Here is a 22,587-nt window from a genome sequence, read left to right as displayed (position 1 = left end):
GCTTTTCATCTGGCTGACGGGCCGGTTTGTAAGCCGTTGTGCCGTGTCAGTGGAGGCGCAGTATAGGGATTTTCTGGACGCTGACAAGCATAAAATTCAAAAAACCTATCGTTCGCTCACTTTACAATCAACACGCCATCACAAAGCTTAATGTCGCCTGGTTTTTAAACAAAAACGAGCCCCAAAGGGCTCGTTTTATCTTTTTTGTGACTTACTGCACTGCCACTATATGATCATCTTTAACTTCTAGATGAACCATTTTTCCTGGAATCAGTTCCCCAGACAGGATTTGCTGAGCCAGCGGGTTTTCAATCTGCTGCTGGATAGCTCGTTTCAAAGGTCGTGCACCATATACTGGGTCGTAACCATTCTCGCTAAGCAGCTTCAATGCATCATCAGAGATAGTGACTTCATAGCCACGATCTTCAAGACGTTTATACAAACGTTGCAATTGAATCTGCGCAATAGAAGCAATATGTTGCTCACCCAGTGGGTGGAATACAACGACTTCATCTATACGGTTAACGAACTCTGGGCGGAAATTCTGGCTGACAACACCAAGAATCAGATCCTTCATATGACCATAGTCCAGATCGCCGAAGCGTTCCTGAATCAAATCTGAACCCAAGTTAGAGGTCATTATCACAACCGTATTACGGAAGTCGACTGTTCTCCCCTGCCCGTCAGTTAGACGCCCATCATCTAGTACCTGTAATAAGATGTTGAATACGTCCGGGTGTGCTTTCTCTACTTCATCCAACAAGATGACAGAGTAAGGACGGCGACGAACCGCTTCTGTCAGATAGCCACCTTCTTCGTAACCGACGTATCCAGGAGGCGCACCGACCAAACGCGAAACCGAGTGTTTTTCCATAAACTCGGACATATCGATACGCACCATCGCGTCATCGCTATCAAACATAAAGTTAGCCAGCGTTTTGCACAGTTCAGTTTTACCCACACCGGTTGGCCCAAGGAACAAGAACGAACCAATTGGGCGGTTCGGGTCGGACAAACCTGCACGGCTGCGACGAATTGCGTTCGATACGGCTTCTACAGCTTCATTCTGCCCGATAACACGGGTATGAAGTTGCTGCTCCATACGTAGAAGTTTATCGCGCTCACCTTCGAGCATGCGAGCAACAGGGATCCCCGTCCAGCGCGCCAACACATCTGCAATTTCTACATCGGTGACTTTGTTACGCAGCAGACGCATTGTTTTGCCTTCATTCTGCGTTGCAGCCGCAAGCTGTTTCTCAAGCTCTGGGATTTTCCCATATTGCAGCTCGGACATTCTGGCAAGGTCACCAACACGGCGAGCTTGTTCAATGGCAATTTTCGCCTGCTCCAGCTCCGCTTTGATCGTCTGCTCACCAGAAAGTGAAGCTTTCTCAGCTTTCCACTCTTCTTCCAGCACTGAATACTCACGCTCTTTCTGCCCTAATTCTTCCTCAAGCATACTCAAACGTTTTTGGCTCGCTTCGTCCGACTCTTTCTTCAATGCCTGCTGTTCCAGCTTGAGCTGGATAATACGGCGATCGAGACGATCTAACTCTTCTGGTTTCGAGTCAATCTGCATACGAATGCTGGAAGCCGCTTCATCGATAAGGTCGATGGCTTTGTCCGGCAACTGACGATCGGCAATATAACGATGCGACAAAGTAGCAGCCGCAACAATTGCCGGGTCAGTGATTTGTACATGGTGGTGCAATTCATAGCGCTCTTTCAGCCCACGCAAAATAGCAATGGTGTCTTCAACAGAAGGCTCCGCAACGAATACTTTCTGGAAGCGACGCTCAAGTGCCGCATCTTTTTCTATATATTGACGATATTCATCAAGCGTTGTAGCACCTACACAGTGCAATTCACCACGGGCCAGCGCAGGTTTGAGCATATTACCCGCGTCCATAGCACCGTCTGCTTTACCCGCACCAACCATCGTGTGCAATTCGTCAATAAATAGGATGACATTACCTTCCTGCTTGGAAAGGTCGTTCAGCACACCTTTAAGTCGTTCTTCAAACTCACCACGGTATTTCGCGCCGGCCACCAGCGAGCCCATATCAAGTGCCAGTACCCGACGGCCTTTCAGTCCTTCCGGTACTTCACCGTTAATGATGCGCTGTGCCAATCCTTCAACAATTGCGGTTTTACCTACACCAGGCTCACCGATTAATACCGGGTTGTTTTTGGTACGGCGTTGTAATACCTGGATGGTACGACGAATTTCTTCATCACGGCCGATCACCGGGTCAAGCTTGCCTTGTTCTGCACGCTCGGTCAGATCGACAGTATATTTTTTCAATGCCTGACGTTGGTCTTCGGCACCTTGATCATTCACGTTCTCGCCTCCACGCATTTGCTCAATTGCTGCTGTTACATTTGCCGTGGTAGCACCTGCTGATTTCAGTAAATCAGTTAATGTTCCGCGTGATTCAAGTGCTGCCAGAACAAATAACTCTGACGAAATAAAGTTGTCATTTCGTTTTTGCGCCAGCTTGTCACACAGGTTTAATGCACGGACTAAATCCTGCGAAGGCTGTACGTCACCGCCAGTTCCTTCAACTTGTGGCAAACGGCTTAATGCTTGCTCTATCGCTGTACGCAACTGGTCGGCATTTACGCCAGCAGATGTCAGTAAAGGACGCACAGATCCGCCTTCCTGATTGAGCAGTGCGCTCATCAAGTGAAGGGGTTCGATAAATTGGTTGTCGTGCCCGAGAGCTAAGGACTGGGCATCGGCGAGAGCAAGCTGGAATTTATTAGTAAGACGATCCAGACGCATAATTCCTCCCATATATAAACAGGTCAAATTCGCTACTGGAGATTAAATGAGGTCATCCCTCAATTATTCAAGGTTAATGACCTGAAATATTTGAAGCGTGAGTTACCCGCACTGGATCGTCTTGATTCAATAGGTTATATCAGCCAAATGAAACTTGCCATACGGCCAGTGGTTCTATCGCGTCGATATGAGAAAAAATCACCCGCTTCACTGTAAGTACAGCGGTCCCCCCCATAAATGTGTTTAACACCTACGGCAGACAAGCGCTGGCGTGCCAGAGTATAAATGTCAGCGATGTATTTTTCTCCTGACGGGTGAAATGCACTATCGGCTTGAATGTCTTTAGCCATAAACGCTTCACGTACTTCAGGACCAACTTCAAATGCTTCAGGGCCAATAGCCGGCCCAAGCCAGGCGATGATGTTTTCCGGCACATCGCTAAAGCAAGCAACCGTCTCTTCAAGCACGCCTTCGCATAAACCACGCCATCCTGCATGAGCAGCAGCAACTTCCGTCCCAGCCTTATTACAGAATAGCACTGGCAGACAATCTGCTGTCATTACCGCGCAAACAGTACCTGGCGTTGAGCTATAAGAAGCATCAGCACGCTTAGACAGATATGGCTCGCCGGTAAGTTTTAGCACGCCTTTGCCATGTACCTGCTCTAACCAAACGGGTTTCGAGGGCAAAGTGGCGGCAGCATAAAAAAGACAACGGTTTTCTTCGACATCACTCAAGACATCACCGCAGTGCGCCCCAAGATTAAGCGAATCGTAAGGCGGTTGACTAACACCGCCGATACGTGTCGAACTGCACGCAGCCACTCCCTCAGGAAGCGGCCAATGCGGGACGATCAATTTGCTCATAGCCAGTCCAGTTGATCCTTATGGATTTCTGTATCAGCGCGCAATGCTTCAATCAATTCAACCATATCTTGAGGAATCGGCGCATGCCATTCCATCAACATACCGCTGATTGGATGATGAAGGCGCAGCATAGTTGCATGCAGAGCCTGACGGTCAAACTTACGCAGTACGCTCACAAACTCTTCAGACGCACCTTTTGGCGGACGTGGGCGGCCACCGTAAAGCTGATCGCCAACCAATGGATGAGTAATGTGAGCCATATGCACACGAATCTGGTGTGTACGACCTGTTTCCAGACGCAAACGCAGACGCGTATGCACACGGAAATGTTCCATGATTCGATAATGCGTAACCGCCGGTTTACCCATCGGATGCACAGACATATGTGTACGCTTGGTAGGGTGGCGGCTGATTGGCTCTTCTACTGTGCCACCAGCGGTCATATGACCGATCGCAACCGCTTCGTATTCACGCGTGATTTCGCGTAATTGCAAAGCTTCAACCAAGTGAGTTTGCGCAGGAACAGTTTTCGCCACGACCATCAAACCGGTAGTGTCTTTATCCAGGCGATGAACAATACCTGCACGTGGAACATCTACAATCGGCGGATAGTAATGCAGTAATGCATTCAGTACGGTCCCGTCAGGGTTACCCGCACCAGGATGCACAACGAAATCACGCGGTTTGTTAATCACCAGAATATCATCATCTTCATAGACGATATTGAGCGGGATATCTTGTGGTTCCCAGCGCACATCTTCCTCAATTTCCGCATTGATAGTGACGCTTTCGCCACCCAACACTTTTTCTTTCGGCTTGTCGCTGATGTTGCCATTGATCAGCACTCGCTGATCAAGAATCCATTCTTTTATACGCGATCGTGAATAATCAGGGAACAATTCGGCCAAAGCTTGATCTAAGCGTTGACCGAGTTGAGATTCGGACACTGTTGCGTTGAGTTGTACTAGTTGTGCCATAGACAGCTTCTTCGTTAACGTTGGGTTTTACGGCAATGCCGTTTAATATAGTGTGCTATTGTAGCTGGTCTTTATCGGGAGCTGGAACTGCGAGCCTCCCGGATAACATTCTGAGGAAAGTCAAAACGTCATGACGCGTATGAAATATCTGGTGGCAGCAGCCACGTTGAGCCTGGCTTTGGCTGGTTGCTCCAGTTCCAAGGATGAGGTTCCTGATAGTCCACCTTCTGAGATCTATGCGACTGCCCAGCAAAAGTTGCAGGACGGTAACTTTAAAGCGGCGATAACGCAACTGGAAGCGCTGGATAACCGTTATCCGTTCGGACCTTACTCGCAGCAAGTGCAGCTAGATCTTATTTACGCTTACTACAAGAATGCTGACTTGCCATTGGCTCAGGCAGCAATTGATCGCTTTATGCGCCTAAATCCTACCCATCCAAACGTTGACTACGTACTTTACATGCGCGGTCTGACGGACATGGCGTTGGATGATAGCGCATTACAAGGTTTCTTTGGCGTAGATCGTTCAGACCGCGACCCACAGCATGCTCGTGACGCTTTCAACGATTTCTCTAAACTGGTGCGCGCTTATCCGAACAGCCAGTATGTCTCCGATGCCACCAAGCGTCTGGTGTTCCTGAAAGATCGTTTAGCGAAATATGAGCTTTCCGTGGCGCAATACTACACTAAACGCGGCGCGTGGGTTGCAGTAGTTAACCGTGTCGAAGGAATGTTACGTGATTTCCCTGATACTCAGGCCACTCGTGATGGTCTGAAGCTGATGGAAAACGCCTACCGTGAAATGCAAATGCCGGCTCAGGCCGACAAAGTTGCAAAAATTATCGCGGCCAACGGCAACAATACCTGATTGACTGATTTGCAAAAACAAAATGGCAGCCCTATGGCTGCCATTTTTATTACCTGAGCACGTCAAACTGAAACGGTTTAGCGTCAGGTCATCCAATCAAATATGGACGCTATTTTACCGTTCCACAAGCTTTAAAAACAGAGATCCTGTCCTGCCTCACAAAAAGTGTTTGCTGACAAAAAGTGACAAAATAGTGTGATTCACATCACACATTTTGACATTCAGAAAGGTATGCTGGAGTTACCAAGACGGGAAAGACAAGAGGTAACTTTTATGACAATGAACATTACCAGTAAGCAAATGGAAATCACCCCAGCTATTCGTCAGCACGTCGCAGACCGTCTATCTAAACTGGACAAGTGGCAAACTCATCTAATTAACCCACATATTGTTTTGTCCAAAGAACCGAAAGGTTTTGTGGCTGATGCCACGATTAACACGCCAAATGGCCAGCTCGTAGCGAGCGCCAAACACGATGATATGTATACAGCTATCAACGATTTGATCAACAAACTGGAGCGGCAGTTGAATAAAGTGCAACACAAGGGTGAGGCACGTCGCACAGCAGGTTCAGTGAAAGACGTTGCCTTCGCGGAAGAAATTGAAGAAGAGTAATGAATTAGCTTTATCAATCACTGCAACGCGCCTCCGGGCGCGTTTTTTATTGACAGAGCGAAAACAGACCGGGTACCTTACTTGTCTGACTTATCAGGAACCGATTATGAAATTATTGCCGTTTTTCTTCGCATTCTTTTTTACCTTCCCCTAAATGGGAGGCAATTCGTCGTGTGATAAAGAATGCGAAGACGAACAAACAGGCCTCCCCAAGCGGGAGGCCTTTTTTATGGCTTTCGAAAAGGTAGCGTTATGAGTGAGACAAACCCATTGCTGGCACTGCGCGATAAAATCAGCGCCCTGGATGTAAAATTGCTGGCATTGCTGGCAGAGCGTCGCTTATTAGCTGTAGAAGTCGGAAAAGCTAAGCTTGCAACTCACCGCCCGGTGCGTGACATCGACCGCGAGCGGGATTTACTGGAACGCCTGATTACTTTGGGTAAGACGCATAATCTGGATGCCCATTATATTACTCGTCTGTTCCAGCTGATCATTGAAGATTCGGTACTGACGCAGCAAACACTATTACAGCAGCATCTGAATAAAACTAATCCACAATCTGCTCGAATTGCTTTCCTTGGTCCGAAAGGTTCTTACTCGCATTTGGCCGCACGCCAGTACGCCGCACGTCATTTTGAACAGTTTATTGAAAGCGGCTGTGCCAAATTCCATGACATCTTCAATCAGGTTGAAACAGGCCAGGCTGATTACGCAGTCGTACCGCTGGAGAACACCAGTTCAGGCGCAATTAATGATGTCTACGATCTGTTACAGCACACCAGCTTGTCTATCGTTGCTGAAATGACCGTGCCTATCGACCACTGTGTGTTAGTCAAAGGCACCTCGGATTTAGACAGCATTCAGACGGTGTACAGCCATCCGCAACCTTTCCAACAATGCAGCCAATTTATTAACCGCTATCCAAACTGGAAAATTGAATATTGCGAAAGTACGTCTGCGGCGATGGAGAAAGTCGCACAGGCTAATTCGCCATATGTGGCAGCACTGGGTAGCGAAGCCGGTGGTGGGTTGTATGGGTTGCAAGTTCTGGAACGCAACCTGGCAAACCAGACACAAAACATTACCCGTTTCATCGTTCTGGCACGCAAAGCAATTGAAGTGACTGACCAGGTTCCAGCAAAAACCACTCTGCTCATGGCAACAGGCCAGCAAGCTGGTGCGTTGGTAGAAGCACTTCTGGTACTGCGAAACCACAATCTGATCATGACGAAGTTGGAATCACGACCAATCAACGGTAACCCATGGGAAGAGATGTTTTATCTGGATATACAAGCGAACCTGAATGATGAAGCCATGCACAGAGCGCTCCGTGAGCTTGGCGAAATTACTCGTTCAATGAAAGTGCTGGGTTGTTATCCAAGCGAGAATGTTGTACCTGTCGATCCGGCATAACACTGGTAGTAAGCCAGCGTCTCGCTGGCTTACTACATCTCTTTAAACTTCAGTTTCGGCAAACCCGCTACCGCGACATTCAGCGTAAAAATTGCCCCCGAAAGTGGTTTCTCTACTATCTCAGCATCATCCATATTTTCTCGAGTTGTTGTGATGAATAGCGTTTTCATATCATCACCACCAAAACAGACCATAGTTGGGCAACGCACCGGTAGCTCGTACTCTCCAAGTAAATCACCATCTGGCGATAAACGCGCAATACGATAACCATCAAATAGCGCGGTCCAGTAACATCCCTCTACATCTATTGCCGCACCATCAGGTATGCCCTCCCCCGGTTCAAAGCGTTTAAACACTTCACGCTCACCCGGCTCACCCTGGTCATCTAGCGGCGTTCTGTAAATCACCCGGTTTGGCGTGTCCGAGGTATACATCCATTTTTTATCTTCACTAAAAGCCAAACCATTGGCGCCATGGATATCATGCTGGATGACATGCGGAGTCAAATCGTTATCCACACGACACAACAATGCACCGTTGTAATCTCCCGGTCCCCAAAACGTTCCTGCATAAAAACGCCCGTCCCGGTCGGTTCCACCATCATTGAAACGAGCCAGAGCAGGGTTGTTCGGGTTATCACAAACTTTCTTGGTTATTAGCCCGGTGTGATTAGTAAGATAAATTCCGCTGCGCAGCGCGACAATAAACCCTCCTGTTTCGCACAAAGCAAAACATCCGACCTCTTCGGAAAACTGAATCACATCATGATTTTCGCTTGCGATGTTATAGCGATGAATTTCATTTTCGAGAATGTCCGTCCAATAGAGGCAATTTTCCTCAGCATTCCATGTGGGGCATTCAGGTAAGTGACCGGTGTAATCGAACAGAACTTGCAACTGGGCCATTTCTCTATCCTTAATCGCCAATAAAAAAGCCAACAGGTATTCCTGTTGGCTTTTGATTATAAAACCTTTTTGCAATTACGGACGGTTATCATTCGCTTGACGTAACAAAGTGCGACTTTCACTCTGGAAGCGCTGTGCATAATCGCCAAACCAGTGTTCCACTTTGCGGAAACTATCGATAAATGCTTGCTTATCACCTTGTTCCAGCAGGCCAATCGCCTCCCCAAACCGTTTATAGTAACGCTTGATAAGATCCAGGTTGCTTTCCGACGACATAATAATATCTGCGTAAAGCTGTGGGTCTTGTGCAAACAAACGACCTACCATCGCCAGCTCCAGGCGATAAATCGGTGATGAAAGTGCCAGTAATTGTTCAAGCTGAACATTCTCTTCTGCCAGATGCAAACCATAAGCAAAGGTTGCAAAGTGGCGCAGCGCCTGAATAAACGCCATGTTCTGATCGTGTTCAACTGCCGTAGAGCGATGCAAACGCGCACCCCAAACCTGAATTTGCTCCAGGAACCACTGATAGGCTTCTGGCTGGCGACCGTCGCAATACACTACGACTTGCTTCGCGAGACTGCCACTATCCGGCCCAAACATTGGGTGTAACCCGAGAACAGGCCCCTGATGTGCGGCCAGCATTGCTTGCAGCGGGCCATTTTTCACCGACGCCAGGTCGACCAAAATACAGTCATCAGGTAATGGCGGTAGCTGAGCGATAACTTGTTCAGTGATATGAATCGGCACACTCACAATGACCATACCCGCATCAGCCATCAACTCTGGAGCTTTAGCCCAATCCTCTTTCTCGAGAATACGCACCTGATAACCAGACAAGGTGAGCATCTTTTCAAACAAGCGTCCCATTTGACCACCGCCACCGACAATAACCACCGGGCGCAGCGCAGGGAACAGAGTTTTAAAGCCCTTGTCATTCTCGCTTGAGTAAGACTCACGCATTACACGGCGCAAGACATCTTCAATCAGGTCTGGTGGAACACCCAGTGTTTCCGCTTCTTTTCGACGTGAAGCCAGCATTGCAGCTTCACGTTCCGGGACATAAATCGGTAAACCATACTGGCTTTTGACTTCGCCAACTTCCGCTACCAGCTCCAGACGGCGTGCCAGTAACCCCAGCAACGCCTTATCTACTTCATCGATTTGATCGCGCAATGCGGTCAATTCAGCCACCATAGTAAAACCTCTTATGCCTGACGTGCCGCAAGCGTACCGTTCAGATCTTGATGAATCTCACGCAGTAAAGTTTCGGTAGTTTCCCAGTCGATGCAAGCATCTGTTACAGAAACACCGTACTTCATCTCACTACGCGATTGCTCTGAAGATTGATTACCTTCGTGGATATTACTTTCAATCATCAGACCAATAATCGAACGGTTACCATCTTTAATTTGAGCGACAGCTGATTCAGCTACGCCCGGCTGGCGGCGGTAGTCTTTATTTGAGTTGCCATGGCTGCAATCTATCATCAAGGCCGGACGGAGTCCCGCCTGCTCCATCTCTTTTTCACACTGCGCGACATCTGCTGGACTGTAGTTAGGCGCCTTACCACCACGTAAAATCACATGGCCGTCAGGGTTACCCTGAGTTTGCAGTAAGCAGACCTGGCCTGCCTGGTTGATACCGACAAAACGGTGCGGCATAGACGCAGCACGCATTGCATTAATCGCGGTGCCCAAGCTGCCGTCCGTACCATTTTTAAAACCAACAGGCATTGAAAGGCCGGAAGCCATTTCACGGTGTGTCTGGGACTCAGTGGTGCGAGCTCCGATAGCTGACCAGCTGAACAAATCGCCAAGGTATTGCGGGCTATTTGGATCAAGTGCTTCTGTCGCCAATGGCAGACCCATGCTTACCAACTCGACGAGCAAGTGACGAGCAATTTTCAGACCACCTTCGACATCAAATGAACCATCCATGTGTGGATCATTGATAAGCCCTTTCCAGCCCACAGTGGTACGTGGCTTTTCAAAATAGACGCGCATTACGAGGTACAGACTATCACTGACTTGTTCAGACAAAATTTTAAAACGACGAGCATATTCAATCGCAGCTTCTGGATCGTGGATCGAGCAAGGTCCACACACCACTAACAGACGCGGATCACGGCCAGCAATAATATTGGAAATCGTCTGGCGGGACTGTTCAATCTGCGCTTCTTGAGCAGATGTCAGCGGGAATTCCGCTTTCAGTTGATCCGGAGTGATTAATACCTGTTCGTCAGAAATATGAACGTTGTTCAGCGCGTCTTTTTGCATGATGGCGATCCTGTTAGCTCGTTTGCGATAGTCGTTTCCTCAGTGAGGATGGCACTACACTATCATCTTTAGTAAAGATTGCAATCCATATTACGTAAACAAAAAGTTACACCATTAAAATAAATGCCATATTAAGCACAAATTAAATTAAATATCGTAAATATAAATATACACCGATGTATAGAAATCCATTTTTCAGCGCAATCATACATTCTTTAAAAATAGCGGAGTACAAACTCATAAGCGCTCTATGCTCAGAGAGTACTCTTTGAAATGGATATCCTCCTCATGCGTTACATAGCTCTTATCCCGGTCTTATTTCTTTCGGCCTGTTATGTTGATCCCTATACACATGCCCCAACACCGGCTCCCACCGACTGGTACCAGGCGGGCTGGGATGATGCAATGTCCGGGCAACCCATAAGAAGTAATCTCGTCATTGCACATATGCACAACGACGACAAAGTGGATCGTCAGGAATGGTTAAAAGGATATGCGCAAGGCCAGCAGCGGATTTGTGATCCTAAGTTTCTGGTTATTCAGGGGCAAAGTGGGAAGTCATTCCCTGCCAGCTGCGAAACGCTGCCAGATGTTGCTGAGCTTCGCGCTCAATGGGATAAAGGCAGCCGGGCCGGATTTCAGGCATCGTTCTTGCGATAGATATAAAAAAAGGGCTGCCAAATGGCAGCCCTTGATATACGGATGTCGCTTAAGCGCCAAGACGCTCTTTGATACGAGCAGACTTACCGGTACGCTCACGCAGGTAGTACAGTTTAGCTTTACGAACGGCACCACGACGTTTAACAGCAATGCTGTCGATTACTGGGGAGTGAGTCTGGAATACACGCTCAACACCTTCGCCGTTGGAAATTTTACGAACAGTGAATGCAGAGTGCAGACCGCGGTTACGGATTGCGATAACCACGCCCTCAAATGCCTGCAGACGTTTTTTAGAACCTTCAACGACCCATACTTTCACTTCCACGGAATCACCCGGACGGAATGAAGGTACATCCTGTTTCATCTGTTCTTGTTCAATTTGCTTAATAATGTTGCTCATAATTTAATCTCTTATCCTGGGTAAACTGATGTATTGGGTGGTATTAACCTTGCCCATCATGTTTATGTTGCTGTTGTGCGTGTTCCCGTTGGAACTCTGCCAGCAACCTTGCTTGCTCTTCAGTCAGAGCCAGGTTTTCCAGAAGTTCAGGTCTTCTAAGCCAGGTACGGCCCAACGACTGCTTCAGGCGCCAACGGCGAATATCTGCATGGTTTCCCGACAGCAAAACTGGCGGAACCTCCATGCCTTCTAACACTTCAGGACGAGTATAGTGTGGGCAATCCAGCAACCCATCGGCAAACGAATCTTCACTTGCTGACGACTGATGCCCCAGAACTCCCGGAATAAACCGAGAAACCGAGTCAATCAGTACCATTGCGGGTAATTCACCACCGCTGAGTACGTAATCGCCGATTGACCATTCTTCATCAATTTCGGTTTGAATTACGCGCTCATCTATCCCTTCGTAACGGCCACAAACCAGAATTAACTTCTCATTTGTTGCCAGTTCGCTGACGCCAGCTTGATCAAGCTTGCGTCCCTGAGGTGAAAGATAGATAACCTTAGCACCTTCCCCTGCCGCTGCTTTCGCTGCATGGATGGCTTCCCGTAAAGGATTCACCATCATAAGCATACCCGGTCCGCCACCGTAAGGACGCTCGTCCACGGTACGGTGCCGGTCATAAGTGAAGTCACGCGGACTCCAGCTTTGGATGCTCAGCAGGCCATTTTTTACTGCCCGGCCAGTTACCCCGAAGTCGGTAATTGCACGGAACATCTCTGGAAACAGGCTAACTACACCAATAAACACAAGCCAATCCCCATTACGCCGTCTTTTACCGTTAATCCGGAGGTTTTAAAAACCAGGATCCCAATCTACTTCAATGGTTTGAGTAGCGAGATCGACTTTCTTGATAACCTGCCCATCGAGGAACGGAACCAGCCGCTCCTTGATACCGAACGCATCTTTCAGGTTTGCCTTAATGACGAGAACGTCATTGGAGCCGGTTTCCATCATGTCAATGACTTTACCAAGCTGATATCCCTCAGTGGTTACTACCTGGCAACCCATAAGGTCTTTCCAGTAATAGTCACCCTTTTCGAGATTGGGCAATTGCGTTGAATCAATCACAATTTCACAATTAGTGAGTAGATTCGCAGCATCCCGGTCATCAACGCCTTTCAGCTTGATAACCAAGTCCTGATTGTGGTGCTTCCAGCTTTCCAGCTGTACTTGCTGCCACTGACCCGCCTTCTGGATAAACCAAGGCTGATAGTCAAAAATGCTATCGGCGTCTTCGGTAGAGGAAAACACTCTGAGCCAACCACGAATACCATAGCAGGAGCCCATCTTTCCCAATACGATTGGGTTAACAGGTGCCTTTGGGGCGAGTTGATTGCTCATCATGACCACCGTGACAGATTAAGCTGCTTTTTTTGCTGCTTTGATCAGCGCAGATACGCGATCAGAAAGGGTTGCGCCTTGGCCAACCCAATGTTCGATACGATCCAGATCCAGGCGGGTAGCCTCGTCTTTTTCAGAAGCGATAGGGTTGAAGAAACCAACGCGCTCAATGAAACGACCGTTACGTGCATTACGGCTGTCAGTAACAACAACCTGGTAGAACGGACGCTTTTTAGCGCCGTGACGTGCTAAACGAATAGTAACCATAACATCCTCTTTAGTGAATAAAACACCGGGCCCCATCGAGGGAGGGAGCCCGGTGTCATATTAAAAGCCCGAAAATTTTACTCATTTCGGCGCAAAATGCAATCTAAATGAGCTTAACGACCTGGGAAACCTGGTGGCATCATACCTTTCATGCCACGCATCATTTTCGCCATTCCGCCTTTCTTCATCTTCTTCATCATGCGTTGCATGTCGTCGAACTGCTTGAGCAGACGGTTGACATCTTGCACCTGCATACCCGCACCCGTCGCGATACGACGTTTACGTGAACCTTTGATAATCTCTGGCTGCGCACGCTCTTTGAGCGTCATGGAGTTGATAATGGCTTCCATACGCACCAGAACTTTGTCATCCATTTGCGACTTAACGTTATCCGGCAATTGCCCCATACCTGGCAATTTGCTCATCATACTCGCCATACCGCCCATGTTTTTCATCTGCTTAAGCTGGTCAAGGAAATCGTTGAGGTCAAACCCATCGCCTTTCTTCAGCTTGCTGGCCAATTTTTCAGCCTGAGCACGGTCAACTTTGCTTTCAATATCTTCGATAAGCGAAAGAACATCGCCCATTCCCAGAATACGGGAAGCAATACGATCCGGATGGAATGGCTCCAATGCTTCCGTTTTCTCACCAACACCGAGGAATTTAATCGGTTTGCCGGTGATATGACGGATAGACAGGGCCGCACCGCCACGCGCATCACCGTCGACTTTCGTCAATACGACGCCCGTCAGTGGTAACGCTTCGTTAAAGGCTTTTGCAGTATTTGCCGCATCCTGGCCGGTCATGGCGTCGACAACAAACAGGGTTTCAACTGGGTTAATTGCAGCATGAACTTGTTTGATTTCGTCCATCATCGCTTCATCGACGTGCAAACGACCGGCGGTATCCACCAGCAGCACATCAAAGAACTTCAGCTTCGCTTCTTTCAGCGCTGCATTAACGATATCAACAGGCTTTTGCCCTGCATCGGATGGGAAGAAATCGACTCCGACTTGTTCAGCTAACGTTTCCAACTGTTTGATCGCCGCGGGACGATAAACGTCAGCAGAAACCACCAGCACTTTCTTCTTGTGCTTTTCGCGTAGGAATTTACCTAATTTAGCTACGCTAGTGGTTTTACCCGCGCCTTGCAGACCCGCCATCAGCACAACGGCTGGCGGTTGAGCGGCAAGGTTAAGGCTCGCATTTTCTTCGCCCATCGCAGCAACCAATTCGGTACGAACGATTTTGACGAACTCCTGACCAGGGGTCAGGCTTTTGTTAACTTCATGACCAACCGCTTTTTCTTTCACACGGCTGATAAAGTCACGCACGACAGGCAGCGCAACGTCCGCTTCCAGCAGCGCCATGCGCACTTCGCGCAAAGTTTCTTTTACGTTTTCTTCAGTCAGCCGCCCGCGGCCGCTGATATTGCGCAGCGTGCGCGATAGACGGTCAGTTAAATTATCAAACATTGTCTTTTGCCTAACGTGGTAACTTAGGGCCGCAGCTTGCGACACAAAACAGATTTTGGCGGATTATAACATGAAGCCGCCTTCGGTGTGATGCAACGGTTAGAGTTGGAGCAGGCGGCTGGTAACGTTATACTGTTTTTTTTCATCTCTGGCTAATTGACCGACACTTTATATGCCTGTTTTCGCAATCCTTGCGCTTGTAGCCTATTCCTGCAGCCTTGCGCTGATCATCCCCAGTCTGCTGACAAAGAACAGCGGATGGCGTCGCTTTGCTATTATATCGGCCATCGTTGCACTTGTAAGCCATGGTCTGGCACTTGAAGCGCGTATATTTTCCGCTGACGGAGGTCAAAACCTCAGTTTACTCAATGTAGGTTCGTTAGTAAGTCTGATGATATGCACCGTGATGACGATAGTTGCGTCGCGTAATCGCGGCTGGCTGTTGTTGCCAATTGTGTACGCCTTCGCCTTAATCAATCTGGCGCTGGCGACCTTTATGCCTAACGAATTCATCACCCATCTTGAAGGCACGCCCGGGATGATGGTGCATATCGGTTTGTCACTCTTTGCCTACGCCACTCTGATAATTGCGGCACTTTACGCACTGCAACTGGCCTGGATTGACTACCAACTCAAGAACAAAAAACTCGCCTTCCGCGCGGAAATGCCACCGTTGATGAGCATTGAGCGCAAAATGTTTCACATTACCCAAGTCGGCGTTGTGTTGCTGACGTTAACGCTTTGCACTGGCCTGTTTTATCTGAAAAATCTTTTCAGCCTGGAAAATGTCGACAAAGCTGTGTTGTCGATTCTCGCATGGTTTGTCTACATCGTTTTACTGTGGGGACACTATCATGAGGGTTGGCGAGGTCGCCGTGTGGTGTGGTTTAACGTCGCTGGTGCAGCGATTCTGACTCTTGCCTATTTTGGTAGCCGCGTCTTGCAACAATTTGTCGGCTGATGGTCGGCTAATATCGTTTTTATAAAGGAAAACCCTTTTGGAACAGATCTCAACTACTACTCTGATCGTCACGCTGATCATCATGGTAGTAGTTTCAGCGTACTTCTCCGGCTCTGAAACCGGCATGATGACGCTTAACCGTTATCGATTACGCCACCTTGCTAAACAAGGTAACCGTGCCGCTAAACGGGTCGAAAAACTTCTTCGCAAGCCAGACCGCCTCATTAGCCTGGTGTTAATCGGCAATAACCTGGTCAACATTCTGGCCTCGGCCATCGGTACCATCGTCGGTATGCGTTTGTACGGTGACGCGGGTGTCGCCATTGCCACCGGTATCCTCACTTTTGTCGTGCTGGTTTTCGCCGAAGTTCTGCCAAAAACAATTGCCGCGCTGTACCCGGAAAAAGTCGCTTTCCCTAGTAGTTTCCTACTTGGTCCACTGCAAATTCTGATGATGCCGCTGGTGTGGTTGCTGAATATCATCACACGTATGCTCATGCGCCTTATAGGGATTAAAACCGATACCGTCATTAGTAGTGCACTCAACAAAGACGAGCTGCGCACCCTTGTAAATGAGTCACATACAAAAATTTCCCGTCGCAATCAGGATATGCTTCTTTCGGTGTTGGATCTGGAAAAAATCAGCGTCGACGACATCATGGTGCCGCGAAATGAAATTGTCGGCATTAATATTAACGACGACTGGAAATCTATTGTTCGCCAGCTTACGCACTCCCCACACGGGCGCATTGTGCTGTACCGCGATACGCTGGACGATGCCATGAGCATGCTGCGCGTGCGTGAAGCCTATCGTCTAATGACAGAAAAGCAGGAATTCACCAAAGAAACATTATTGCGTGCCGCCGATGAAATTTATTTCGTACCGGAAGGTACACCGCTCAGCGTTCAGCTCGTAAAATTCCAGCGCAATAAGAAGAAAGTGGGCCTGGTGGTCGATGAATACGGTGATATTCAGGGGCTGGTCACCGTTGAAGATATTCTGGAAGAGATTGTCGGTGATTTCACTACCTCAATGTCTCCGACGCTTGCTGAAGAAGTGATGCCGCAAAACGATGGTTCAGTCATTATCGAAGGCAGCGCAAACGTTCGTGAAATCAACAAAGCTTTTAACTGGACGCTTCCGGAAGACGAAGCTCGCACGGTAAACGGCATGCTGCTTGAAGAACTGCAAGAGATCCCTGCAATCGACACGCGGGTACGTTTAAGTCATTACGATATCGATATTCTCGATGTACAAGACAACATGATAAAGCAAGTGCGCGTCACACCTGTGACCCCGCTACGCCAAAGCGTTGAAGAATAAATCGTATAAGAAATGTAGAGACAAAAAAGCCAGCCTCAAGGGCTGGCTTTTTACTTAAAGCAATTAAGTCTCAAACAAATTAATCTTTTGCTTTAGCAACAGAAACCATTGCTGCACGCAGTGTGCGGCCATTCAGGGTGTAACCCTTCTGCATCACCATCAACACATGGTTTGGTGCCACGTCTTCAGATTCAACCATCGCAATCGCCTGATGCACATCCGGGTTAAATGGCACATTGGTATCACCAACGACTTCAACACCGAATTTACGCACCACATCCAGCATCGATTTCTGAGTTAACTCAATGCCTTCAATCATGGCGGCTAAATCTGTGTTGGACTTATCTACCACTTCCAGAGCGCGGTCCAGGCTATCGATAACCGGCAGCAGTTCGTTGACAAATTTGTCCAAAGCGAACTTGTGTGCTTTCTCAATATCGAGCTCTGTACGGCGACGGAGGTTTTCCATTTCCGCTTTGTTGCGTAACACGCTGTCACGCTCGCGCTGCTGAACTTCTTCCAGTTGCGCCGTTAAATCGGCAATTTGTTCATCGCGCGGATCAACCACTTCGGCACCCTCTACGGCCTCGACTTCTTCGTGGCTTTCCATTGCAATTTCGTCCGAGACTTGCTCGTCTGGTGTTTTCTGATCTTTACTACTCATGAATTTCTCCGCGTTTTTAGCATTCATCTCGCTGGTTCGCTTATTATGGGGATCCGTTTCCGGGATTCAAGGGAACGTGACATATTGTCATAATACGACTGCATCTCTGCGCATAAGGACCATCAGCATAATGAACAAACATTTCAACTGCATTGGTATTGTCGGGCATCCTCGTCACCCCACAGCCCTGACCACGCATGAAATGCTGTATCGCTGGCTATGCACCAAAGGCTACGATGTCATTGTCGAGCAGCAAATTGCCCAGGAACTTAACCTCAAAAATGTAAAAACTGGCACGCTAGCAGAAATCGGCCAACAGGCTGATCTTGCCGTTGTTGTCGGTGGCGATGGTAATATGCTTGGCGCAGCACGCGTGCTTGCTCGCTACGATATCAAAGTCATCGGCATCAACCGTGGCAATCTCGGTTTTCTTACAGACCTTGACCCTGATAACGCACAGCAGCAACTTGCCGATGTACTCGAAGGACATTACATCGCCGAGCGCCGCTTCTTACTGGAAGCCCAGGTTTGCCAGCAAGATACGCCAACGCGCCTGAGCACTGCCATCAATGAGGTGGTACTTCACCCCGGTAAAGTTGCCCATATGATTGAATTCGAAGTCTATATCGATGAAATCTTCGCTTTCTCGCAACGCTCTGACGGGCTGATTATTTCGACACCAACTGGCTCAACCGCCTATTCACTCTCGGCTGGTGGACCAATACTCACACCGTCGCTCGATGCCATCACTTTAGTCCCGATGTTCCCGCATACGCTGTCTGCCCGCCCATTGGTGATAAACAGCAGCAGCACTATCCGCCTACGCTTTTCACACATGCGCAGTGATCTGGAAATCAGTTGTGATAGCCAGATTGCCCTACCTATACAGGAAGGTGAAGATGTGTTGATCCGCCGCTGCGATTACCACCTCAATCTTATTCACCCTAAAGATTACAGCTATTTCAATACATTGAGCTCAAAACTCGGCTGGTCGAAAAAATTGTTCTAAAAAGTCGCTCTGGCTCTTTACTGTATATAAAACCAGTTTATACTGTATGAAAACACAGTCATGTCTTTTCATACAGGAAAGCAATTATGCTGGCACAACTCACCATCAGTAACTTCGCAATCGTTCGTGAACTGGAAATTGATTTTCACCACGGCATGACCGCCATTACCGGTGAAACAGGTGCCGGTAAATCTATTGCAATTGATGCCTTAGGGTTGTGCCTCGGTGGCCGTGCAGAAGCCGATATGGTCCGCCAGGGCGCGACCCGCGCCGATCTCTGCGCCCGCTTCTCCCTGAAAGACACGCCAGCAGCCCTGCGTTGGCTGGAAGAAAACCAGCTTGATGATGGGCGTGAATGTTTGCTGCGCCGCGTCATCAGCAGCGATGGACGTTCACGCGGTTTCATCAATGGAACTGCTGTCCCACTTTCCCAGCTTCGCGACCTCGGCCAAATGCTGATTCAAATTCATGGCCAACATGCGCACCAGCTTTTGTTGAAACCAGAACATCAAAAAAATCTGCTGGATGGCTATGCGGGTGAGTCTGTGCTGCTGCAAAAAATGGCAGAAAGCTACCGCGAGTGGCATCAAAGCTGTCGCTCTCTGGCGCAGCATCAACAACTTGCTCAGGAACGTGCTGCACGTACTGAGCTGCTGAACTATCAACTGAAAGAACTCAATGAATTCTCCCCTATCGCGGGCGAATTTGAGCAAATTGATGAAGAGTACAAGCGCCTGGCAAATAGCGGGCAATTGATCTCTACCAGCCAGCAAGCGCTCGCAATTCTCGCTGATGGCGAAGACAACAATCTGCAAAGCCAACTATATTCTGTGCGCCATCTCATGGAAGAACTGGTGGGAATGGATGGGAAACTATCTGGCGTATTGAATATGCTGGAAGAAGCCAATATTCAAATCTCTGAAGCCTGCGACGAGCTACGACATTATTGTGATCGACTGGATCTCGACCCTAATCGTCTATACGAACTGGAACAACGAATCTCTCGTCAAATTACGCTGGCACGTAAGCACCATATTTCCCCGGAGGAATTACCACTCTTCCATCAACGGCTACTCGAAGAGTTACAACAACTCGACGACCAGGCAAGTTCACAGGATGAACTGATGCAAGAGGTAGATCTTCATCATCAACAAGCTCTCAGCTTTGCACACGAATTGCATCATCGCCGTGCATACTACGCAGCAGAGCTTTGTGAGTTGATAACCGAAAGCATGCACTCATTGTCCATGCCACACGGAAAATTGGCCATTGACGTAGAATTTAATGAAAATCATCTGACTGCTGAAGGCGCCGACCGCATCGATTTCCGTGTCAGCACCAATCCCGGCCAACCTTTGCAGCCATTGGCAAAAGTAGCCTCCGGTGGTGAGCTTTCACGTATCGCTCTTGCCATTCAGGTGATAACGGCCCGTAAGATGGAAACACCCGCACTGATTTTCGATGAAGTTGATGTCGGTATCAGCGGCCCGACAGCAGCGGTGGTAGGTAAATTACTGCGCCAGTTAGGTGAGTCCACGCAGGTCATGTGCGTAACACACCTGCCGCAGGTTGCAGGTTGTGGCCATCATCATTTTTATGTCAGTAAAGAAACTGACGGAGAAATGACAGAAACCCATATGCGACCACTGGATAAACGTTCGCGCTTACAAGAGCTGGCTCGTTTACTTGGTGGTAGCGAGGTAACACGCAATACACTTGCCAACGCAAAAGAGTTACTGGCAGCTTAACCTTATTGTTCGAAAAACAACCACTCAGTTACCTTGTTGTTAATTGAGTCGGTTTTAAGCCAACTTTTTTGCTGTACCAGGGTCAGAGTTAAGCGCCTTAATGTTTTAAACTGCGTAAAGGTTTATTATCATCGGCATATTATGAATGAGCCATGTGCTGCTCGGGCCCGAAAAGGAATCAAATCACTATGCGCTGTAAAACGCTGACTGCTGCCGCAGCGGTTCTTCTTATGCTGACCGCAGGCTGTTCCACTCTGGAGCGAGTGGTTTACCGCCCCGACATTAACCAGGGGAACTACCTGACACAAAATGATGTGTCAAAGATCCGTACTGGCATGACTCAACAGCAAGTTGCGTATGCTCTGGGTACGCCAATGATGACTGATCCATTCGGTACAAGTACCTGGTTCTATGTTTTCCGCCAGCAGCCAGGGCATGAAGTAGTGACTCAGCAAACGCTGACGCTGACCTTCAACAGCAGCGGTGTGTTGACCAACATCGACAACAAGCCGAAGCTGGAAAAAGAATAACCAACAAAAAAGGTGCCGATGGCACCTTTTTTTTGGCTACTTCTGAGCGGTTTTTTCTGCTCGCTGCCGTCTGAGCTCTTTTGGATCAGCTATCAGCGGTCGATAAATTTCCACTCGATCACCTTCGTTAACCACATCAGTCAATTTTACTGATCGGCTAAAAATCCCAACCTTATTTTTCGACAGGTCGATATCCGTACGCAGTTCAAGAATGCCTGACGCGGCAATCGCCTGCTCAACGGTGCTACCCTGTTCCAGCCGAACTTTGAGCAAATACTGCTTTTCCGGCAGCGCATAAACAACTTCGACCTTGATATCAGGCGACACTGTAGACCTCTTTGGCACGGACGGTAAACGCCTGAACCATGTTACCCGCAAGCTCTTTGAAGATACGGCCAAACGCCAATTCGATCAGTTTGTTAGTAAACTCAAAATCAAGCTGGAACTCGATACGGCATGCTTCGGCACTCAGTGGCGTAAACTTCCAGCCCCCTATCAATGACTTAAATGGCCCATCCACCAGATGCATCAAAATACTTTGATTACTGGTAAGCATGTTGCGCGTAGTGAAGGTTTTACTAATACCCGCTTTAGAAACATCAACCGCTGCTGTCATCTGATCTAGCGACGCATTAAGCACCCGGCTGCCAGTGCAACCCGGTAAAAAGTCTGGGTAGGATTTCACATCATTCACTAACTGATACATCTGCTCCGCGCTGTAAGGCACTAGCGCAGTACGGGTAATCTGAGGCATAGCATTTCCTGAGAGTCACAAAACGGACAAATAATAACATTTATCATCACGCAAAGAAAAACTCTTAGCCCTTAGCCGTGTTAAGATGTGCCTTCATCCTCGCAGCGAAGCGGGGTGTATTTGAACTCCTGGATTACTTATACTGAGCAGCACTATGACAAAGAAAAAAGCATACAAACCAGGTTCAGCCACCATTGCGCAAAACAAACGCGCCCGCCATGAATACTTTATCGAAGATGAGTTTGAAGCGGGACTCGTGCTACAAGGCTGGGAAGTAAAATCTCTGCGTGCTGGGAAAGCCAACATTGGTGATAGCTACGTCATTCTGATAGACGGCGAAGCATTTCTGTTCGGCGCCAACTTTATCCCGTTAAACGTGGCGTCAAGCCATGTGGTCTGCGACCCAACGCGTACTCGTAAACTTCTGCTTAACCAACGTGAGCTGGACAACCTTTACGGCCGTATTAACCGTGAAGGTTACACCGTTGTCGCCCTGTCGATGTACTGGAAAAATGCCTGGTGCAAAGTGAAAATCGGCGTCGCAAAAGGTAAGAAACAACACGACAAGCGTTCCGACTTGAAAGACAAAGAGTGGGCAGTGGATAAAGCGCGCATTATGAAACACGCTGGCCGCTAAACCCTTCTGTACCATCCAAACCTCTTACTGGTCCTTGCTTTGTGC

Annotated in this window: 25 protein-coding genes and 1 other annotated feature; of the genes, 11 read left to right on the top strand and 14 right to left on the bottom strand. The window is 48.4% G+C overall.

Annotation, left to right across the window (positions count from 1 at the left end):
- Positions 1-211: 211 nt before the first annotated feature.
- From clpB to rluD, 3 genes are all read right to left on the bottom strand, one after another.
- Entirely contained in the window at positions 212-2,785 is a 2,574-nt protein-coding gene (gene clpB / locus FH968_RS20425; RefSeq protein ID WP_139882761.1) for an ATP-dependent chaperone ClpB, read from the bottom strand.
- A 134-nt stretch (positions 2,786-2,919) separates the two neighbouring features.
- On the bottom strand, positions 2,920-3,651 hold the full coding sequence (yfiH, locus tag FH968_RS20420; RefSeq protein ID WP_139882759.1) for a purine nucleoside phosphorylase YfiH: 732 nt from the start codon (positions 3,649-3,651) through the stop codon (positions 2,920-2,922).
- Complete coding sequence (gene rluD / locus FH968_RS20415; RefSeq protein WP_139882757.1) at positions 3,648-4,628, bottom strand: 23S rRNA pseudouridine(1911/1915/1917) synthase RluD; 981 nt, start codon at positions 4,626-4,628, stop codon at positions 3,648-3,650. The genes yfiH and rluD overlap by 4 nt, the downstream gene beginning before the upstream one ends.
- 130 nt (positions 4,629-4,758) lie before the next feature.
- Here rluD and bamD point away from each other — a divergent pair, with 130 nt between their 5' ends.
- From bamD to pheA, 4 genes are all read left to right on the top strand, one after another.
- The gene (gene bamD, locus FH968_RS20410; protein ID WP_139882755.1) at positions 4,759-5,496 is read left to right on the top strand and encodes an outer membrane protein assembly factor BamD; all 738 of its coding nucleotides are present in this window, start codon (positions 4,759-4,761) and stop codon (positions 5,494-5,496) included.
- 273 nt (positions 5,497-5,769) lie between these two features.
- On the top strand, positions 5,770-6,111 hold the full coding sequence (gene raiA / locus FH968_RS20405; protein ID WP_139882753.1) for a ribosome-associated translation inhibitor RaiA: 342 nt from the start codon (positions 5,770-5,772) through the stop codon (positions 6,109-6,111).
- A 105-nt stretch (positions 6,112-6,216) separates the two neighbouring features.
- Positions 6,217-6,342, top strand: a sequence feature (Phe leader region).
- Entirely contained in the window at positions 6,218-6,265 is a 48-nt protein-coding gene (gene pheL / locus FH968_RS23945) for a pheA operon leader peptide PheL (protein ID WP_121497579.1), read from the top strand. (Overlaps the previous feature by 48 nt.)
- Before the next feature lie 21 nt (positions 6,343-6,363).
- Positions 6,364-7,524 (top strand): bifunctional chorismate mutase/prephenate dehydratase, encoded by a 1,161-nt coding sequence (gene pheA, locus FH968_RS20400; RefSeq protein WP_139882751.1) that lies wholly within the window; start codon positions 6,364-6,366, stop codon positions 7,522-7,524.
- Between the two features lie 32 nt (positions 7,525-7,556).
- Here the strand turns inward: pheA and FH968_RS20395 are convergent, their stop codons facing one another.
- From FH968_RS20395 to aroF, 3 genes are all read right to left on the bottom strand, one after another.
- On the bottom strand, positions 7,557-8,429 hold the full coding sequence (locus FH968_RS20395) for an SMP-30/gluconolactonase/LRE family protein (RefSeq protein ID WP_139882748.1): 873 nt from the start codon (positions 8,427-8,429) through the stop codon (positions 7,557-7,559).
- A 75-nt stretch (positions 8,430-8,504) separates the two neighbouring features.
- A complete protein-coding gene (gene tyrA, locus FH968_RS20390) occupies positions 8,505-9,626 on the bottom strand; it encodes a bifunctional chorismate mutase/prephenate dehydrogenase (protein ID WP_139882746.1) in 1,122 nt (373 codons plus the stop codon).
- An 11-nt stretch (positions 9,627-9,637) separates the two neighbouring features.
- Positions 9,638-10,708 (bottom strand): 3-deoxy-7-phosphoheptulonate synthase AroF, encoded by a 1,071-nt coding sequence (aroF, locus tag FH968_RS20385; RefSeq protein ID WP_139882744.1) that lies wholly within the window; start codon positions 10,706-10,708, stop codon positions 9,638-9,640.
- Between the two features lie 288 nt (positions 10,709-10,996).
- Here aroF and FH968_RS20380 point away from each other — a divergent pair, with 288 nt between their 5' ends.
- Positions 10,997-11,368 (top strand): DUF2799 domain-containing protein, encoded by a 372-nt coding sequence (locus tag FH968_RS20380; RefSeq protein ID WP_189389261.1) that lies wholly within the window; start codon positions 10,997-10,999, stop codon positions 11,366-11,368.
- 49 nt (positions 11,369-11,417) lie between these two features.
- Here the strand turns inward: FH968_RS20380 and rplS are convergent, their stop codons facing one another.
- The 5 genes from rplS to ffh all read right to left on the bottom strand — a co-directional run bounded on the left by rplS (position 11,418) and on the right by ffh (position 14,915).
- Positions 11,418-11,768, bottom strand: coding sequence for a 50S ribosomal protein L19 (rplS, locus tag FH968_RS20375; protein ID WP_139882740.1), 351 nt, complete (start codon positions 11,766-11,768; stop codon positions 11,418-11,420).
- A 43-nt stretch (positions 11,769-11,811) separates the two neighbouring features.
- Entirely contained in the window at positions 11,812-12,579 is a 768-nt protein-coding gene (trmD, locus tag FH968_RS20370; protein WP_139882737.1) for a tRNA (guanosine(37)-N1)-methyltransferase TrmD, read from the bottom strand.
- A 45-nt stretch (positions 12,580-12,624) separates the two neighbouring features.
- Positions 12,625-13,173 (bottom strand): ribosome maturation factor RimM, encoded by a 549-nt coding sequence (rimM, locus tag FH968_RS20365; RefSeq protein ID WP_139882765.1) that lies wholly within the window; start codon positions 13,171-13,173, stop codon positions 12,625-12,627.
- 18 nt (positions 13,174-13,191) lie between these two features.
- On the bottom strand, positions 13,192-13,440 hold the full coding sequence (rpsP, locus tag FH968_RS20360; RefSeq protein WP_139882735.1) for a 30S ribosomal protein S16: 249 nt from the start codon (positions 13,438-13,440) through the stop codon (positions 13,192-13,194).
- Positions 13,441-13,553: 113 nt separating this feature from the next.
- A complete protein-coding gene (gene ffh, locus FH968_RS20355) occupies positions 13,554-14,915 on the bottom strand; it encodes a signal recognition particle protein (protein ID WP_139882732.1) in 1,362 nt (453 codons plus the stop codon).
- A 172-nt stretch (positions 14,916-15,087) separates the two neighbouring features.
- Between ffh and FH968_RS20350 the strand changes: the two genes are divergently transcribed.
- Together FH968_RS20350 and FH968_RS20345 are read left to right on the top strand one after the other, a co-directional pair.
- Complete coding sequence (locus tag FH968_RS20350; protein ID WP_139882730.1) at positions 15,088-15,876, top strand: inner membrane protein YpjD; 789 nt, start codon at positions 15,088-15,090, stop codon at positions 15,874-15,876.
- A 37-nt stretch (positions 15,877-15,913) separates the two neighbouring features.
- Entirely contained in the window at positions 15,914-17,200 is a 1,287-nt protein-coding gene (locus tag FH968_RS20345) for an HlyC/CorC family transporter (protein WP_139882728.1), read from the top strand.
- 79 nt (positions 17,201-17,279) lie between these two features.
- Here FH968_RS20345 and grpE read toward each other — a convergent pair whose 3' ends face one another.
- Positions 17,280-17,864, bottom strand: coding sequence for a nucleotide exchange factor GrpE (grpE, locus tag FH968_RS20340; protein WP_139882725.1), 585 nt, complete (start codon positions 17,862-17,864; stop codon positions 17,280-17,282).
- 130 nt (positions 17,865-17,994) lie between these two features.
- Here grpE and nadK point away from each other — a divergent pair, with 130 nt between their 5' ends.
- From nadK to bamE, 3 genes are all read left to right on the top strand, one after another.
- Positions 17,995-18,873: an NAD(+) kinase gene (nadK, locus tag FH968_RS20335; RefSeq protein ID WP_064544292.1), complete on the top strand. Its 879-nt coding sequence runs from the start codon at positions 17,995-17,997 to the stop codon at positions 18,871-18,873.
- Positions 18,874-18,959: 86 nt separating this feature from the next.
- The gene (gene recN, locus FH968_RS20330) at positions 18,960-20,621 is read left to right on the top strand and encodes a DNA repair protein RecN (RefSeq protein ID WP_139882723.1); all 1,662 of its coding nucleotides are present in this window, start codon (positions 18,960-18,962) and stop codon (positions 20,619-20,621) included.
- Between the two features lie 188 nt (positions 20,622-20,809).
- Positions 20,810-21,151, top strand: coding sequence for an outer membrane protein assembly factor BamE (bamE, locus tag FH968_RS20325; RefSeq protein WP_139882721.1), 342 nt, complete (start codon positions 20,810-20,812; stop codon positions 21,149-21,151).
- 36 nt (positions 21,152-21,187) lie between these two features.
- Here bamE and FH968_RS20320 read toward each other — a convergent pair whose 3' ends face one another.
- Both FH968_RS20320 and FH968_RS20315 read right to left on the bottom strand, forming a co-directional pair.
- Complete coding sequence (locus FH968_RS20320) at positions 21,188-21,478, bottom strand: RnfH family protein (RefSeq protein ID WP_139882719.1); 291 nt, start codon at positions 21,476-21,478, stop codon at positions 21,188-21,190.
- Complete coding sequence (locus FH968_RS20315; protein WP_139882716.1) at positions 21,468-21,905, bottom strand: type II toxin-antitoxin system RatA family toxin; 438 nt, start codon at positions 21,903-21,905, stop codon at positions 21,468-21,470. The genes FH968_RS20320 and FH968_RS20315 overlap by 11 nt, the downstream gene beginning before the upstream one ends.
- A 154-nt stretch (positions 21,906-22,059) precedes the next feature.
- Here FH968_RS20315 and smpB point away from each other — a divergent pair, with 154 nt between their 5' ends.
- Positions 22,060-22,542, top strand: coding sequence for an SsrA-binding protein SmpB (gene smpB, locus FH968_RS20310; RefSeq protein ID WP_139882714.1), 483 nt, complete (start codon positions 22,060-22,062; stop codon positions 22,540-22,542).
- Positions 22,543-22,587 lie beyond the last annotated feature (45 nt).

The sequence above is a fragment of the Buttiauxella sp. B2 genome (genome assembly GCF_006376615.1).
In the GTDB taxonomy this organism is placed as follows: domain Bacteria; phylum Pseudomonadota; class Gammaproteobacteria; order Enterobacterales; family Enterobacteriaceae; genus Buttiauxella.
This window is presented reverse-complemented; position numbering and strand designations above follow the sequence as displayed.

Coding starts and splice junctions, on each gene's coding strand:
- clpB (WP_139882761.1), bottom strand. CDS start 2,785: ATGCGTCTGGATCGTCTTACTAATAAATTCCAGCTTGCTCTCGCCGAT.
- yfiH (WP_139882759.1), bottom strand. CDS start 3,651: ATGAGCAAATTGATCGTCCCGCATTGGCCGCTTCCTGAGGGAGTGGCT.
- rluD (WP_139882757.1), bottom strand. CDS start 4,628: ATGGCACAACTAGTACAACTCAACGCAACAGTGTCCGAATCTCAACTC.
- bamD (WP_139882755.1), top strand. CDS start 4,759: ATGACGCGTATGAAATATCTGGTGGCAGCAGCCACGTTGAGCCTGGCT.
- raiA (WP_139882753.1), top strand. CDS start 5,770: ATGACAATGAACATTACCAGTAAGCAAATGGAAATCACCCCAGCTATT.
- pheA (WP_139882751.1), top strand. CDS start 6,364: ATGAGTGAGACAAACCCATTGCTGGCACTGCGCGATAAAATCAGCGCC.
- FH968_RS20395 (WP_139882748.1), bottom strand. CDS start 8,429: ATGGCCCAGTTGCAAGTTCTGTTCGATTACACCGGTCACTTACCTGAA.
- tyrA (WP_139882746.1), bottom strand. CDS start 9,626: ATGGTGGCTGAATTGACCGCATTGCGCGATCAAATCGATGAAGTAGAT.
- aroF (WP_139882744.1), bottom strand. CDS start 10,708: ATGCAAAAAGACGCGCTGAACAACGTTCATATTTCTGACGAACAGGTA.
- FH968_RS20380 (WP_189389261.1), top strand. CDS start 10,997: ATGCGTTACATAGCTCTTATCCCGGTCTTATTTCTTTCGGCCTGTTAT.
- rplS (WP_139882740.1), bottom strand. CDS start 11,768: ATGAGCAACATTATTAAGCAAATTGAACAAGAACAGATGAAACAGGAT.
- rimM (WP_139882765.1), bottom strand. CDS start 13,173: ATGAGCAATCAACTCGCCCCAAAGGCACCTGTTAACCCAATCGTATTG.
- rpsP (WP_139882735.1), bottom strand. CDS start 13,440: ATGGTTACTATTCGTTTAGCACGTCACGGCGCTAAAAAGCGTCCGTTC.
- ffh (WP_139882732.1), bottom strand. CDS start 14,915: ATGTTTGATAATTTAACTGACCGTCTATCGCGCACGCTGCGCAATATC.
- FH968_RS20350 (WP_139882730.1), top strand. CDS start 15,088: ATGCCTGTTTTCGCAATCCTTGCGCTTGTAGCCTATTCCTGCAGCCTT.
- grpE (WP_139882725.1), bottom strand. CDS start 17,864: ATGAGTAGTAAAGATCAGAAAACACCAGACGAGCAAGTCTCGGACGAA.
- nadK (WP_064544292.1), top strand. CDS start 17,995: ATGAACAAACATTTCAACTGCATTGGTATTGTCGGGCATCCTCGTCAC.
- recN (WP_139882723.1), top strand. CDS start 18,960: ATGCTGGCACAACTCACCATCAGTAACTTCGCAATCGTTCGTGAACTG.
- bamE (WP_139882721.1), top strand. CDS start 20,810: ATGCGCTGTAAAACGCTGACTGCTGCCGCAGCGGTTCTTCTTATGCTG.
- FH968_RS20315 (WP_139882716.1), bottom strand. CDS start 21,905: ATGCCTCAGATTACCCGTACTGCGCTAGTGCCTTACAGCGCGGAGCAG.
- smpB (WP_139882714.1), top strand. CDS start 22,060: ATGACAAAGAAAAAAGCATACAAACCAGGTTCAGCCACCATTGCGCAA.